The 13,948-nt window shown below is 53.7% G+C and carries 11 protein-coding genes; 4 read left to right on the forward strand and 7 right to left on the reverse strand.

Annotated elements, in window-relative coordinates; all coding sequences use genetic code 11:
* Positions 1-15: 15 nt before the first annotated feature.
* The 7 genes from rsmG to rpmH form a co-directional block, all read right to left on the reverse strand.
* The gene (rsmG, locus tag ACWKV9_RS06615; RefSeq protein ID WP_483835269.1) at positions 16-660 is read right to left on the reverse strand and encodes a 16S rRNA (guanine(527)-N(7))-methyltransferase RsmG; all 645 of its coding nucleotides are present in this window, start codon (positions 658-660) and stop codon (positions 16-18) included.
* Positions 657-2,549 (reverse strand): tRNA uridine-5-carboxymethylaminomethyl(34) synthesis enzyme MnmG, encoded by a 1,893-nt coding sequence (gene mnmG / locus ACWKV9_RS06620; protein ID WP_483835270.1) that lies wholly within the window; start codon positions 2,547-2,549, stop codon positions 657-659. Before mnmG ends, rsmG begins: the two co-directional genes overlap by 4 nt.
* A gap of 522 nt (positions 2,550-3,071) precedes the next feature.
* Positions 3,072-4,442: a tRNA uridine-5-carboxymethylaminomethyl(34) synthesis GTPase MnmE gene (gene mnmE, locus ACWKV9_RS06625; protein WP_483835399.1), complete on the reverse strand. Its 1,371-nt coding sequence runs from the start codon at positions 4,440-4,442 to the stop codon at positions 3,072-3,074.
* Between the two features lie 79 nt (positions 4,443-4,521).
* Complete coding sequence (gene yidC / locus ACWKV9_RS06630) at positions 4,522-6,204, reverse strand: membrane protein insertase YidC (protein ID WP_483835271.1); 1,683 nt, start codon at positions 6,202-6,204, stop codon at positions 4,522-4,524.
* 2 nt (positions 6,205-6,206) lie between these two features.
* Positions 6,207-6,452 (reverse strand): membrane protein insertion efficiency factor YidD, encoded by a 246-nt coding sequence (yidD, locus tag ACWKV9_RS06635; RefSeq protein WP_483835272.1) that lies wholly within the window; start codon positions 6,450-6,452, stop codon positions 6,207-6,209.
* Positions 6,445-6,846 (reverse strand): ribonuclease P protein component, encoded by a 402-nt coding sequence (gene rnpA, locus ACWKV9_RS06640; RefSeq protein ID WP_483835273.1) that lies wholly within the window; start codon positions 6,844-6,846, stop codon positions 6,445-6,447. Before rnpA ends, yidD begins: the two co-directional genes overlap by 8 nt.
* Positions 6,847-6,862: 16 nt before the next feature.
* Positions 6,863-6,997 carry a 50S ribosomal protein L34 gene (gene rpmH, locus ACWKV9_RS06645; RefSeq protein ID WP_002551315.1) on the reverse strand — a complete coding sequence of 45 codons (135 nt, stop codon included), beginning with the start codon at positions 6,995-6,997 and terminating at the stop codon, positions 6,863-6,865.
* Between the two features lie 585 nt (positions 6,998-7,582).
* On the opposite strand from rpmH, the gene dnaA reads away from it, so the two are divergent.
* The 4 genes from dnaA to gyrB are packed head-to-tail and all read left to right on the forward strand — an operon-like array spanning position 7,583 to position 13,786.
* The gene (gene dnaA / locus ACWKV9_RS06650; RefSeq protein WP_483835274.1) at positions 7,583-9,106 is read left to right on the forward strand and encodes a chromosomal replication initiator protein DnaA; all 1,524 of its coding nucleotides are present in this window, start codon (positions 7,583-7,585) and stop codon (positions 9,104-9,106) included.
* A gap of 38 nt (positions 9,107-9,144) precedes the next feature.
* A complete protein-coding gene (dnaN, locus tag ACWKV9_RS06655) occupies positions 9,145-10,248 on the forward strand; it encodes a DNA polymerase III subunit beta (RefSeq protein ID WP_483835275.1) in 1,104 nt (367 codons plus the stop codon).
* Between the two features lie 12 nt (positions 10,249-10,260).
* The gene (recF, locus tag ACWKV9_RS06660; protein WP_483835276.1) at positions 10,261-11,364 is read left to right on the forward strand and encodes a DNA replication/repair protein RecF; all 1,104 of its coding nucleotides are present in this window, start codon (positions 10,261-10,263) and stop codon (positions 11,362-11,364) included.
* A gap of 4 nt (positions 11,365-11,368) precedes the next feature.
* Positions 11,369-13,786 carry a DNA topoisomerase (ATP-hydrolyzing) subunit B gene (gene gyrB, locus ACWKV9_RS06665; RefSeq protein WP_483835277.1) on the forward strand — a complete coding sequence of 806 codons (2,418 nt, stop codon included), beginning with the start codon at positions 11,369-11,371 and terminating at the stop codon, positions 13,784-13,786.
* The last annotated feature ends 162 nt before the right edge of the window (positions 13,787-13,948 follow it).

Below are 13,948 nucleotides of genomic sequence, written 5' to 3' on the forward strand. Positions count from 1 at the left end.
TGCGTGTGTTCCCTGTCAAGCCGTGCGGCGCAGTATCAGCAGATGGCGTTGCCCTTGGCAACCCGGAACGGCCAAGGCCTGCGCACTGTCGAGGCGGAAGTCTGCCGGCAATGCTACCAGTTCATCGGCAGGATGCAGACCCTTCATCGCGAGCCAATGCGTTTGGGCATCGCCCATATGGCGCGTCCACTGGGTAAAGTCTTCAAGACTGCTGAAAGCCCTGGAGATTATCCCGTTGAACGGCTGTACAGGTTCAAAGGCTTCTGCCCGGCTGTGGATAACTTGCAGATTGTCGAGCTTGAGCTCAAGTTTGACCTGAGTCAGAAAGCGAGTTTTCTTACCATTGCTGTCGAGCACCGTAACCTTGGTACCTGGAAACAGGATAGCCATCGGAATGCCAGGCATTCCCCCGCCACTGCCTACATCGAGCCAGCGCTCACCTTCGACGAAAGACATGATGCTCAAGCTGTCGAGCAAGTGACGCGACACCATCTCGTCCGGATCGCGCACTGCCGTCAGGTTGTATGCCTTGTTCCACTTGATCAACAGAGCCAGATACGCCAACAGCTGATGGTGCTGACTTTCGGTAAGCTCAACCCCCAACTCGCGGGCACCCAGGATCAACTCTTCAGCGTGTTGCGGGGTAACCATAGAACTCAAGCGCTTTGCTCCAACTGACGGCCCGCGCCGCGTTTTTTCAAGTGAATCATCAATAGCGAAATTGCTGCAGGGGTCACACCAGGAATGCGAGACGCTTGGCCCAGGGTTTCTGGCCGAGTTATCCCCAGCTTGCTCTGAATTTCTTTCGACAGACCTGAGATGTTTGTGTAATCGATGTCCGCAGGCAATTTGGTGTTTTCACTGGCACGAAGCCTTGCGATTTCGTCCTGCTGACGATCGATATAACCGGCGTATTTGGTCTTGATTTCAACCTGCTCTGCCACTTGTGGATCAGTGCAGCCTTCGCCAGTCAGTGAAATGAGGCTGGCATAGTCCACTTCTGGACGGGTCAGGAGATTGAGCAAGTTGTATTCGTGAGTCAACGGCGTGCCGAAGTGCGCTGATACCGAATCACCTTGGGGGGTGCCTGGACGAATCCAGGTGGATTTCAGACGTTGCTCTTCACGCTCGATACTTTCGCGCTTGGTGCAGAAAGCAGCCCAGCGGGCGTCATCGACAAGCCCCAGCTCCCGACCTTTTTCGGTCAGACGTAAGTCGGCGTTGTCTTCACGCAGGATCAGACGGTACTCGGCCCGGGAGGTGAACATACGGTAAGGCTCCTGGGTACCCAGCGTGATCAAGTCGTCGACCAATACCCCGATGTACGCCTCGTCTCGACGCGGGCACCAGCTTTCTTTGCCCTGGGCCCGTAGCGCTGCGTTCGCGCCGGCGAGCAAACCTTGTGCACCTGCTTCCTCATAACCGGTAGTGCCGTTGATTTGCCCTGCGAAGAACAGTCCGGCAATCACCTTGGTTTCGAGGCTGTATTTCAAATCTCGCGGGTCGAAGTAGTCGTATTCGATGGCATAGCCGGGACGCACGATGTGGGCGTTTTCCATGCCTCGGATCGAACGCACAATCTGCAGTTGCACATCGAACGGCAGCGACGTCGAAATTCCGTTCGGATACAGCTCGTGAGTATTCAAACCTTCCGGCTCGATGAAGACCTGATGGCTTTCCTTGTCGGCAAAGCGATGGATCTTGTCTTCAATCGAGGGGCAATAGCGCGGGCCGACGCCTTCAATCACACCGGAATACATCGGCGAACGGTCGAGGTTGGCCGCAATGATTTCGTGAGTACGAGCATTGGTATGGGTGATCCAGCAACTGACTTGAGCCGGGTGCTGGTCTTTGGAACCCATGAACGACATCACCGGTATCGGCGTATCACCTGGTTGCTCGGTCATGACCGAGAAATCCACAGAGCGGCCGTCGATGCGTGGCGGCGTACCAGTTTTCAGGCGGCCTACGCGTAGAGGCAGTTCCCGCAGACGCTGTGCCAATGCGATCGATGGCGGATCTCCAGCGCGACCGCCTGAATAGTTCTGCATTCCGATGTGGATAAGTCCGCCCAGGAACGTGCCGGTGGTCAATACAACTGAGTCCGCGAGAAAGCGCAGACCCATTTGTGTGACAACGCCCCGCACTTCGCCCTGTTCCACTATCAGGTCGTCGCAGGCTTGTTGGAATATCCACAGGTTTGGCTGATTTTCTATGATTTCGCGAATGGCTGCCTTGTACAGGACACGGTCTGCCTGGGCACGAGTAGCTCGCACCGCCGGGCCTTTGCGACTGTTCAATACACGAAACTGAATGCCACCTTTATCGGTGGCAATAGCCATGGCGCCGCCGAGCGCATCGATCTCTTTAACCAAGTGGCTCTTGCCGATGCCGCCAATGGCGGGATTGCAGCTCATCTGACCGAGGGTTTCCACGTTGTGCGTCAGCAGTAAGGTCTTTGAACCCATGCGTGCGGACGCCAGTGCTGCCTCGGTACCGGCATGACCGCCACCGATGACGATCACTTCAAAACGGGAAGGGAAATCCACCACGCACCTCGTGCCTGTTTTCTGGGGGGAATTGGAATTGGCGGCAAGTATAGGGACTTCACCCCACTGAAGAAACCTTTTGCGCAAAATTTAACCAGCTGTGGATAGATGGCGGTTATAGAAATTAAAAAGAAAGAGATTTATAAGATCTTTGTTTTTATGTTTATTTATACACAGGCACTTTTCTGTGGATAGATTCTCCTAGGCCTTTAAAACCGTACTGTATAGAGATTCAAAACTCTGTGGCTATCTATCAATGAGCTCGTGGGATAAGCAGCTTAAGGCTGTGGATTAAATCGATACTTATGCACAGAGGGGTTTATACCCCCTCCAAAACCTCAGTTATCAACCGAGCCTAGGCAAGCTTATGCACAGACCTTAATTTTCAGAATTCGCGAAAAACCAGCTCGCCGGCGGGCAAACCTCGCCTTTCGAAAGGCTTGATTGGGAGTTTTATGGAAGGGCGGGAGGCGATGCGAACGGGCTCACCGGCAAGATGAGCTCATTGGGAGAAGATTTGGACTATTTGCCAATGCAGAAACTGGAGAATATTCGGCCCAGCAAGTCATCAGAACTGAACGCACCGGTGATCTCACCGAGCGCCTGCTGCGCCTGCCGAAGATCTTCGGCCAGTAACTCCCCAGCGCCTGCCAAAGTCAATTGTGAACGACCGTGCTCAAGCGATGTGCTGGCGCGTTGCAACGCATCCAAATGTCGTCTACGCGCGCTGAAGCTGCTTTCTGAGGTCTGTTGGAAGCCCATACAGGCCTTGAGATGATCACGCAGCAGTTCCAGACCCTTACCACCCGCCTTGGCACTGAGATTAATCGTCACATGGCCGTCGGCGTTGACCTCTAGCGTGATTGGCTCGGCACTCAGATCCGCCTTGTTTCGAATCAACGTCACTTTTGCAGGGTCCGGACGTTCCTGCAGAAATTCTGGCCACAGCGCGAAGGGATCGCTTGCTTCCGGCGCCGTTGCGTCAACCACCAGCAGAATACGATCAGCCTCGGTAATGGCTTTGAGTGCCCGCTCCACGCCTATCTTCTCGACGTGATCTGCCGTCTCCCGTAACCCGGCAGTGTCGACCACGTGAAGTGGCATGCCATCAATATGGATATGTTCGCGCAATACATCGCGGGTGGTGCCTGCAATCTCAGTAACAATCGCTGCTTCACGGCCGGCGAGGGCGTTCAACAGGCTGGATTTACCTGCGTTGGGCCGTCCGGCAATCACTACATTCATGCCGTCACGCAGAAGTGCTCCCTGACTGGCTTCACGTACAACGGTTGATAAATGCTCGCGTACCTCATCGAGCAGGCTCAGGACATGACCATCGGCCAGGAAATCGATTTCTTCCTCGGGAAAATCGATAGCTGCTTCTACGTAGATCCGCAGACTGATCAGCTTCTCAGTCAGGTTATCCACACGAACCGAGAAAGCCCCCTGCAGGGAACGTAGGGCGTTGCGTGCAGCTTGTGCTGAACTGGCCTCGATCAAATCGGCAATTGCTTCAGCTTGGGCCAAGTCCAGCTTGTCATTGAGGAACGCCCGCTCACTAAATTCGCCAGCACGGGCAAGTCTGCATCCCAGTTGTACGCAGCGCTGCAAAATCATATCGAGGACAACCGGGCCTCCATGGCCTTGCATCTCGAACACATCTTCCCCGGTGAACGAGTTGGGCCCAGGGAAATACAGGCTGATGCCCTCATCGATGGCATGACCTTCTTCGTCTTGAAATGCGCCGAAATGTGCATGCCGAGGCTGAGGGGTTTTACCGATGATCGCTTGTGCGGCGCTGAACGCAAGCGGACCGGAAATGCGCACAATGCCGACCCCACCTCTTCCCTGCGCGGTGGCAATGGCGGCAATGGTTTCACGAGGGACATTCATGACCCAGCTCCCGGAGAAAATGACGGATAGCAAAACGCCCCACAAGGGGGCGTCCTGAATAACTTATTCACAGGTTAGATCAAGCTTCAGCTTTCTTGGCCTTGGCTTCGATACCGCGAGTGATATACCACTGCTGCGTGATGGACAAGGTGTTGTTCACAACCCAGTACAGAACCAGACCTGCAGGGAACCACAAGAAGAAGAACGTGAAGATGATTGGCATCAGCTTCATGACCTTGGCCTGCATCGGGTCCGGAGGCGTCGGGTTCAAACGCTGCTGGATGAACATGGTTGCGCCCATGATGATCGGCAGAATGAAGAACGGATCCTTGATCGACAAGTCAGTTATCCACAGCAACCACGGCGCCTGACGCATTTCGACGCTTTCGAGCAATACCCAGTACAACGAAAGGAAAACTGGCATCTGGACAAGAATAGGAAGGCATCCACCCAGCGGGTTGATCTTCTCTTTCTTGTAAAGCTCCATCATCGACTGCGAAAGCTTCTGACGATCATCGCCGTGTTGCTCTTTCAGAATAGCGAGTTTCGGAGCAACGGCTCGCATGCGCGCCATCGAGCGATAGCTTGCGGCCGACAGCGGGAAGAAAAGCCCTTTGATCAGCATTGTCAGGAAGATGATTGACCAGCCCCAGTTACCCACAATGCTGTGGATATGTTGCAGCAGCCAGAAAATAGGCTGGGCAATAAACCAAAGGATTCCGTAATCGACGGTCAATTCCAGACCTGGGGACAATTCTTTGAGAACTGCCTGGCTTTTCGGCCCTGCGTAAAGAGTGGTGTTGGTCTCAGCCTTGGCACCTGGAGCGATATTCAGCGCAGGTCCGGTGAAACCGATGATGTAATTACCTTGGCTGTCTTTGCGAGTAGTAACGGTGTTGCTGTCGCCGTGATTCGGGATCCAGGCGGTGACGAAATAATGCTGCAGCCAAGCCACCCAGCCGCCCTGCACTGTTTCTTTGACCGAGCCTTTATCGATGTCTTTCATCGATACTTTTTTGTAAGGCTCGGAGGCAGTCCACATGGCAGCACCCAGATAAGTCGCGGTGCCCGTAGCTGTCGACGACGAAGGGTCGGAGCTCGCGTCACGTTTCAACTGAGCAAACAGATTGCCATTCCAAGGCTGAGCACTTTGGTTATCAATCAGATAGCTGACGGTCAGATCATACAAACCGCGCTTGAATGTAAAGCGCTTGATGTAGTTGACCCCGGCGTCACTGAATTTCAGATCAACGACTAGATCGTTCTGGCCATCGACCAGTTGATAACTTTTCTGAGTGCTGACGTACACCGGACGCCCGGTTGAGCGAGCATCCGGACCGTTGGCGCCGGTCAGGCCACTTTGAGCCAGAAAGGTACGTTCGCCACCATTGTCGAAAAGCTGGAATGGGACGTCCGGATGGTCTTGCCGACGCGGATAAAGCGGCAACCGAAGCTGCACGACATCGCCACCAACAGGATCGATTTCCAGATTTAGGACGTCTGTTTTGACTTGAATCAGATCCTTGCTTGCAACCACTGGAGTTTCAGCAGGAGCAGCAACTTCACCCGTTGCGCTTGGTACATCGGCATTTGCTGATGCGTTTGTGCCAGGCGGGGTATCCGGTAGCGCGGATGTATTTGTGTTGGCGGCAACATTCTGAGTCGGCAGGGCAGCCTGGCCATAGTCCTGGTTCCATTTCAGGACCATGACGTAGGACACGATTGCCAGGGCGACGATCAGGATCGTGCGTTTAATATCCATGATTACTCGGCCATCGAAGAGGAACGGGAGGTGGGATCTGTTGGAACCGGGTCATAACCACCGGGATTCCAAGGATGACAGCGACCTAAGCGACGTAAGGTCAGCCAGCCACCGCGTAACAAGCCATGATTTTCAATGGCTTCGTACGCGTAGCAGGAGCAGCTGGGGTAGAAACGACAGTGACTGGCCATCAGCGGACTAATGGCGTAACGGTAAAACTGGATCGGAACGAGCGCCAGTTTACGCATCAGGACTGTCTACCCCCGCAGTTTCGGTTGTGGCTTCTGAAACAGGCCGGCTACGCGCCAGACGTTTCCAGAGCTTGCCGAAATGCTGAATCAATTCGGGGTTTTCAATGTCACCCAAGCCTTTTCGCGCGACTACCACGATGTCCCAACCAACCAAATTGTCTTGGTGTTGGCGAAACGATTCGCGCATCAGGCGTTTCAAACGATTGCGCTCAACCGAGAGCTTTACGCTCTTTTTCCCGATCACCAATCCCAGACGGGGGTGATCCAGATCGTTGTCGCGCACAAGGAGCAGGAGATTTTTCCCCGGAACCTTGCCGGTGGGGGAGTCAAAGACTGCCTTGAAATGCCGGGGTGTCAGCAAACGCTTTTCCCGACTGAAGTCCTGACTCACCACCTGTGCCGATTAATCAAACTGCCAGACGCTTACGGCCTTTGGCGCGGCGACGCGACAAGACTGCACGGCCGTTTTTGGTGGCCATACGTGCACGGAAACCGTGAGTGCGGGCGCGCTTGATAGTGCTGGGTTGGAAAGTACGTTTCATGGCGTGTTACCTGGTTCGTCCACAACGGGCCGGAATGGCCCCCGTTTTAAGAGACCGGGGATTCTAGAGAAAGCAGGCCCTCAGGTCAATTTCCAACCAACGTTTCCTGTATTTAGTTCCTTGCATGCCAGTTTCCCATTTTACAGGCCGACCCGACGTGGCAATCAGAACGTAGATATAGAAATAAAGAAGGAAAGTATTTAAAGCTTTTTTATAAAGCTTATAGAAGCTATAGGGGCGAATATCTGTGGATAACATTATGCGGGCCACGTAGATCATAGTGTACAGAGGACAGAAAGTCTGTCGAAAAGCGGTGCTGTAGCTGTGCTGCAGTGTCGGAAAAGCTGTGAGTGAAACGCTATTTTATCCACAGGGGCATTATCCACAGTTTTTAAGGCGTACTTATGCAACGGGCTGAGGTGGAGTTATCCACAGAGCTTATGCACAGACCGCTGGTCGCGTTTCTGTGTATGAAAACCTTTTTTGTCGCTTAAGGGCAGCAACCTACATGTGGATAAGTCCGTTGCTCATCGCTACAATGGGCGCTTGTTTTTGCCTCACCGGCTTTTGACTTAGGGGATGTCCGTGTCAGTGGAACTTTGGCAGCAGTGCGTAGAGCTATTACGTGATGAGCTGCCTGCCCAGCAATTCAACACCTGGATCCGTCCGCTTCAGGTTGAAGCCGAAGGCGACGAGTTGCGTGTCTATGCCCCGAACCGTTTTGTGCTCGATTGGGTTAACGAAAAGTATCTCAGCCGACTGCTTGAGCTTCTCGGCGAGCATGGTCAGGGCATGGCCCCGGCTCTTTCCTTATTAATAGGCAGCAAGAGGAGCTCAGCGCCACGCGCTGCGCCTAATGCTCCTTTGGCCGCAGCTGCATCGCAGGCTGTCCACGGCAACGGCGGAAACGGGGCTATAGTTTCCCAGCCCGCGGTAAGAGCCTCCGTACAAACACCGGTTCAAAACTCGCTAAGCTCTGACGATGAGCCTTCGCGGGCGAGCTTTGATCCAATGGCGGGGGCAAGTTCCCAACAGGCGCCGGCCCGGGCAGAGCAACGGAATGTGCAGGTTGAGGGTGCTTTGAAGCACACGAGCTATCTGAACCGTACATTCACCTTCGAAAACTTCGTCGAAGGCAAGTCCAACCAATTGGCACGGGCTGCGGCCTGGCAGGTTGCGGATAACCCAAAGCATGGATATAACCCGCTGTTTCTATACGGGGGCGTCGGCTTGGGTAAAACTCACTTGATGCACGCTGTGGGTAACCATCTTCTCAAGAAGAATCCAAACGCAAAGGTGGTGTATCTGCACTCCGAGCGGTTCGTGGCTGACATGGTCAAAGCGTTGCAGCTCAATGCGATTAATGAGTTCAAGCGTTTCTACCGTTCAGTTGACGCGCTTCTCATTGATGATATTCAGTTTTTCGCTCGCAAAGAGCGTTCTCAGGAAGAGTTTTTCCACACTTTCAACGCCCTGTTGGAGGGTGGACAACAGGTCATTCTCACCAGTGACCGTTATCCAAAAGAAATCGAAGGTCTGGAAGAGCGTTTAAAATCGCGTTTTGGTTGGGGACTGACCGTTGCGGTCGAGCCCCCTGAACTCGAAACCCGCGTAGCGATTTTGATGAAGAAGGCCGATCAGGCAAAAGTTGATCTGCCCCACGATGCCGCTTTCTTTATCGCTCAGCGTATTCGATCTAACGTTCGTGAACTTGAGGGCGCGCTTAAGCGAGTCATCGCGCATTCGCATTTCATGGGCAGAGACATCACGATCGAGTTGATCCGCGAATCGCTCAAAGACCTTCTGGCGTTGCAAGACAAGCTGGTAAGTGTGGATAACATTCAGCGCACAGTCGCCGAATACTACAAAATCAAGATATCGGACTTGTTGTCCAAACGTCGCTCCAGGTCGGTTGCTCGACCTCGCCAGGTGGCAATGGCGCTGTCCAAGGAACTCACCAACCACAGTTTGCCGGAGATCGGTGATGTGTTTGGTGGACGCGACCACACAACGGTCCTGCATGCTTGCCGCAAGATCAACGAACTTAAAGAATCCGACGCGGATATTCGCGAGGACTACAAGAACCTGCTGCGTACACTGACTACTTGAAGATGCCGACGCAGCTTATCAAGGCAAGGGACTAGACCATGCATTTCACCATTCAACGCGAAGCCCTGTTGAAACCCCTGCAACTGGTCGCAGGCGTTGTAGAACGCCGCCAGACCTTGCCGGTTCTGTCGAACGTTCTTTTGGTTGTCGAGGGCCAACAACTGTCTCTGACGGGTACTGACCTGGAAGTTGAGCTGGTGGGCCGAGTGCAGCTCGAAGAGGCTGCTGAACCTGGCGAAATCACTGTGCCAGCGCGCAAGTTGATGGACATCTGCAAGAGCCTGCCCAATGACGCATTGATCGATATCAAGCTCGATGAGCAAAAGCTGATCGTCAAGGCTGGCCGTAGCCGTTTCACTTTGTCGACACTGCCGGCAAACGACTTCCCTACGGTGGAAGAAGGGCCGGGCTCCTTCACGTTCAACCTCGTTCAAAGCAAGCTTCGTCGGTTGATTGAGCGCACCAGTTTTGCAATGGCTCAACAGGACGTTCGGTACTATCTCAATGGTATGTTGCTTGAGGTCCAGTCCGGCATCCTGCGCGCAGTTGCGACTGATGGTCATCGGCTCGCAATGTGCTCAATGACTGCAGAAATCGAACAGGCTGATCGTCACCAAGTCATCGTGCCGCGCAAGGGCATTCTCGAGCTAGCGCGTTTGCTGACAGAACAAGACGGGATCGTCAGCATTGTGCTGGGGCAGCATCATATTCGCGCCACAACAGGAGAATTTACATTCACCTCTAAATTGGTTGACGGTAAATTCCCCGATTACGAGCGCGTCCTGCCTAAAGGTGGGGATAAGTTGGTCGTCGGTGATCGCCAGGCACTGCGCGAAGCCTTCAGCCGGACGGCTATTCTTTCCAACGAAAAGTATCGCGGTATCCGTCTCCAACTTGCCAGCGGCCAGTTGAAGATTCAGGCCAACAACCCTGAGCAGGAAGAAGCGGAAGAAGAAATTGGCGTTGACTATGACGGCGGAGCCCTAGAAATTGGTTTTAATGTCAGCTACTTGCTCGACGTACTGGGCGTGATGACTACCGAACAGGTTCGATTGATTCTGTCTGATTCCAACAGCAGCGCGCTGGTACAAGAGTCCGGCAATGATGATTCGGCCTATGTCGTAATGCCGATGCGCCTTTAACAGCAGAAGCTAATGTCTCTCAGCCGCGTCTCGGTCACCGGGGTGCGCAATCTGCAACCGGTGACCTTCTCCCCTTCCCCTCGTATTAACATTCTCTACGGCGCCAATGGCAGCGGGAAAACCAGTGTCCTTGAAGCCATACATCTCTTGGGACTTGCTCGCTCGTTTCGTAGCGTGAGGCTGCTGCCCGTCATTCAATATGAGCAGCCGGCGTGCACGGTTTTCGGCCAGGTCGAGCTCGCCGAAGGTGGTCATAGCAACCTTGGCATCTCCCGCGATCGACATGGCGAATTTCAGATCCGCATTGATGGTCAGAACGCAAAAAGCGCAGCACAGCTTGCCGAGACTTTGCCCCTACAGTTAATTAATCCCGACAGCTTTCGGCTGCTTGAGGGGGCTCCGAAGATTCGACGTCAGTTCCTGGACTGGGGAGTGTTCCACGTGGAACCTCGATTTATGGGCACGTGGCAAAGACTTCAGAAGGCTCTGCGGCAGCGTAACTCGTGGTTGCGGCATGGTACACTTGACGGCGCTTCGCAAGCGGCATGGGATCGAGAGCTGTGCCTCGCTAGTGATGAAATCGATGAATTTCGACGCGCGTATATCAAGGCTTTAAAGCCAGTCTTCGAGCAAACTTTAAGCGAGTTGGTTCAGCTTGAAGGTTTGAGCCTGAGTTACTACCGCGGATGGGATAAAGAAAAGGAGCTGAGCACAGTGCTCGCTTCCTCACTCCACCGCGATCAGCAGATGGGCCATACGCAGGCAGGACCACAGAGAGCAGATTTGCGGCTCAGATTAGGTGGTCATAATGCTGCCGATATCCTTTCGCGTGGGCAGCAAAAGTTAGTTGTGTGCGCGCTACGTATCGCTCAGGGCCATCTGGTGAGCCTGGCTCGTAGGGGCCAGTGTATATACCTCGTCGATGACCTGCCCTCTGAGCTGGACGAAAACCATCGCAACGCACTTTGTCGTTTGCTGGAAGAATTACACTGCCAGGTTTTCATTACCTGTGTAGATCAAGAATTTTTGAGGGAAGGCTGGCGGACGGAAACGCCAGTGGCACTGTTCCACGTGGAACAAGGCTGTATCACCCAGACCCACGATCATCGGGAGTGAATGCATGAGCGAAAATCAAACGTACGACTCCTCCAGCATCAAAGTGCTGAAAGGGCTAGACGCCGTACGCAAGCGTCCCGGTATGTACATCGGCGATACCGACGATGGTAGCGGTCTCCACCACATGGTTTTCGAGGTGGTTGATAACTCGATCGACGAAGCACTGGCTGGCCACTGCGACGACATCAGTATCATCATCCACCCGGACGAATCGATTACCGTGCGCGATAACGGCCGCGGTATCCCAGTCGATGTGCATAAAGAAGAAGGCGTGTCTGCAGCAGAGGTCATCATGACCGTATTGCACGCTGGCGGTAAATTCGACGATAACTCGTACAAAGTTTCTGGCGGCCTCCACGGCGTTGGTGTGTCGGTAGTTAACGCGTTGTCTGAACTGCTGCTGCTGACTGTACGTCGGAGTGGCAAGATTTGGGAACAAACCTATGTGCATGGCGTTCCTCAGGAACCGATGCGCATCGTTGGCGAAAGTGACTCGACCGGTACAGAGATTCACTTCAAACCTTCGGCTGAGACCTTCAAAAACATCCACTTCAGTTGGGATATTTTGGCTAAGCGAATCCGGGAGCTGTCGTTCCTGAACTCCGGTGTCGGCATTGTTCTGCGAGACGAGCGAAGCGGGAAGGAAGAGCTGTTCAAATACGAAGGCGGTCTGCGTGCTTTCGTTGAGTATCTGAACACCAACAAGACTCCGGTCAATGAAGTGTTCCACTTCAATATCCAGCGTGAAGACGGCATTGGCGTCGAAATCGCGCTGCAGTGGAATGACAGCTTCAACGAGAATCTGCTGTGCTTCACCAACAACATTCCCCAGCGCGACGGCGGAACTCACCTGGTGGGATTCCGCTCGGCGCTCACGCGCAACCTGAACAATTATATCGAACAAGAAGGTTTGGCTAAGAAGCATAAAGTTGCCACCACTGGTGACGATGCGCGCGAAGGCCTTACCGCTATTATTTCGGTGAAAGTCCCGGATCCGAAATTCAGTTCACAGACCAAAGACAAGCTGGTCTCTTCCGAAGTGAAGACTGCGGTTGAACAGGAAATGGGCAAATACTTCTCGGACTTCCTTCTGGAAAATCCAAATGAAGCCAAAGCCGTTGTAGGCAAGATGATCGACGCAGCACGCGCTCGCGAAGCTGCGCGTAAGGCCCGTGAGATGACTCGCCGTAAAGGCGCGTTGGACATTGCCGGCCTGCCAGGCAAACTCGCTGACTGCCAAGAGAAAGACCCTGCTCTTTCCGAACTTTACTTGGTGGAAGGTGACTCTGCTGGCGGTTCCGCCAAGCAGGGACGTAACCGCAAGACTCAAGCGATTCTGCCGCTTAAAGGCAAAATTCTGAACGTCGAAAAAGCGCGTTTTGACAAAATGATCTCGTCGCAAGAAGTGGGCACCTTGATCACCGCCTTGGGCTGTGGCATCGGCCGCGATGAATACAACATTGAAAAACTGCGCTATCACAACATCATCATCATGACCGATGCTGACGTCGACGGATCGCACATCCGTACCCTGCTGTTGACCTTCTTCTTCCGTCAATTGCCTGAACTGGTCGAGCGCGGCTATATCTATATTGCTCAGCCTCCGCTCTACAAGGTGAAGAAGGGCAAGCAAGAGCAGTACATCAAAGACGACGAAGCCATGGAAGAGTACATGACGCAGTCGGCCCTTGAAGATGCGAGCCTGCACCTGAATGAATCAGCACCCGGGATTTCAGGCGAAGCGCTGGAAAAACTGGTCAATGATTTCCGGATGGTGATGAAGACGCTTAAGCGCCTGTCACGTCTTTATCCTCAAGAGCTAACCGAGCATTTCGTGTACCTGCCCCCGGTGACGCTGGAGCAACTTGCTGATCACGCTGGCATGCAAGCGTGGCTGGATAAGTTCGACGAGCGTCTGCGTGTTGGCGAGAAGTCTGGCCTGGTCTACAAAGCCAGTCTGCGTGAAGACCGTGAGCGTGGCGTATGGCTGCCGGAGGTCGAACTGATCTCCCATGGTCTTTCGAACTATGTCACCTTCAACCGTGACTTCTTCGGTAGCAACGACTACAAGACGGTAACTGCACTCGGCTTGCAGATCAGCTCGCTGCTGGAAGAAGGCGCATACATCCAACGTGGCGAGCGTAAAAAGCAGGTCACCGAGTTCAAGGAAGCGTTGGCCTGGTTGATGGCTGAAAGCACCAAGCGTCACACCATCCAGCGATACAAAGGTCTGGGTGAAATGAACCCGGATCAACTCTGGGAAACTACGATGGACCCAGCCGTACGTCGCATGCTGAAAGTCACGATCGAAGATGCTATCGGTGCAGACCAGATCTTCAACACCTTGATGGGCGATGCCGTAGAACCGCGCCGCGAGTTCATTGAAAGCAACGCACTGGCGGTATCGAACCTGGATTTCTAAAGCTCGCTCGATTCTGCTGACGAAAAAACCCCGACAGGTCCTCGATCTGTCGGGTTTTTTTTATGGCCGGGTTCAAAGCGGCGAAACCTTGAAGATCGGGAAATAGATTTCTTTTCGTTACAGGGTCGCCCTACACTTCCAAACGTCTGATTTGTGATGGAA

This window comes from Pseudomonas corni (assembly GCF_057128765.1).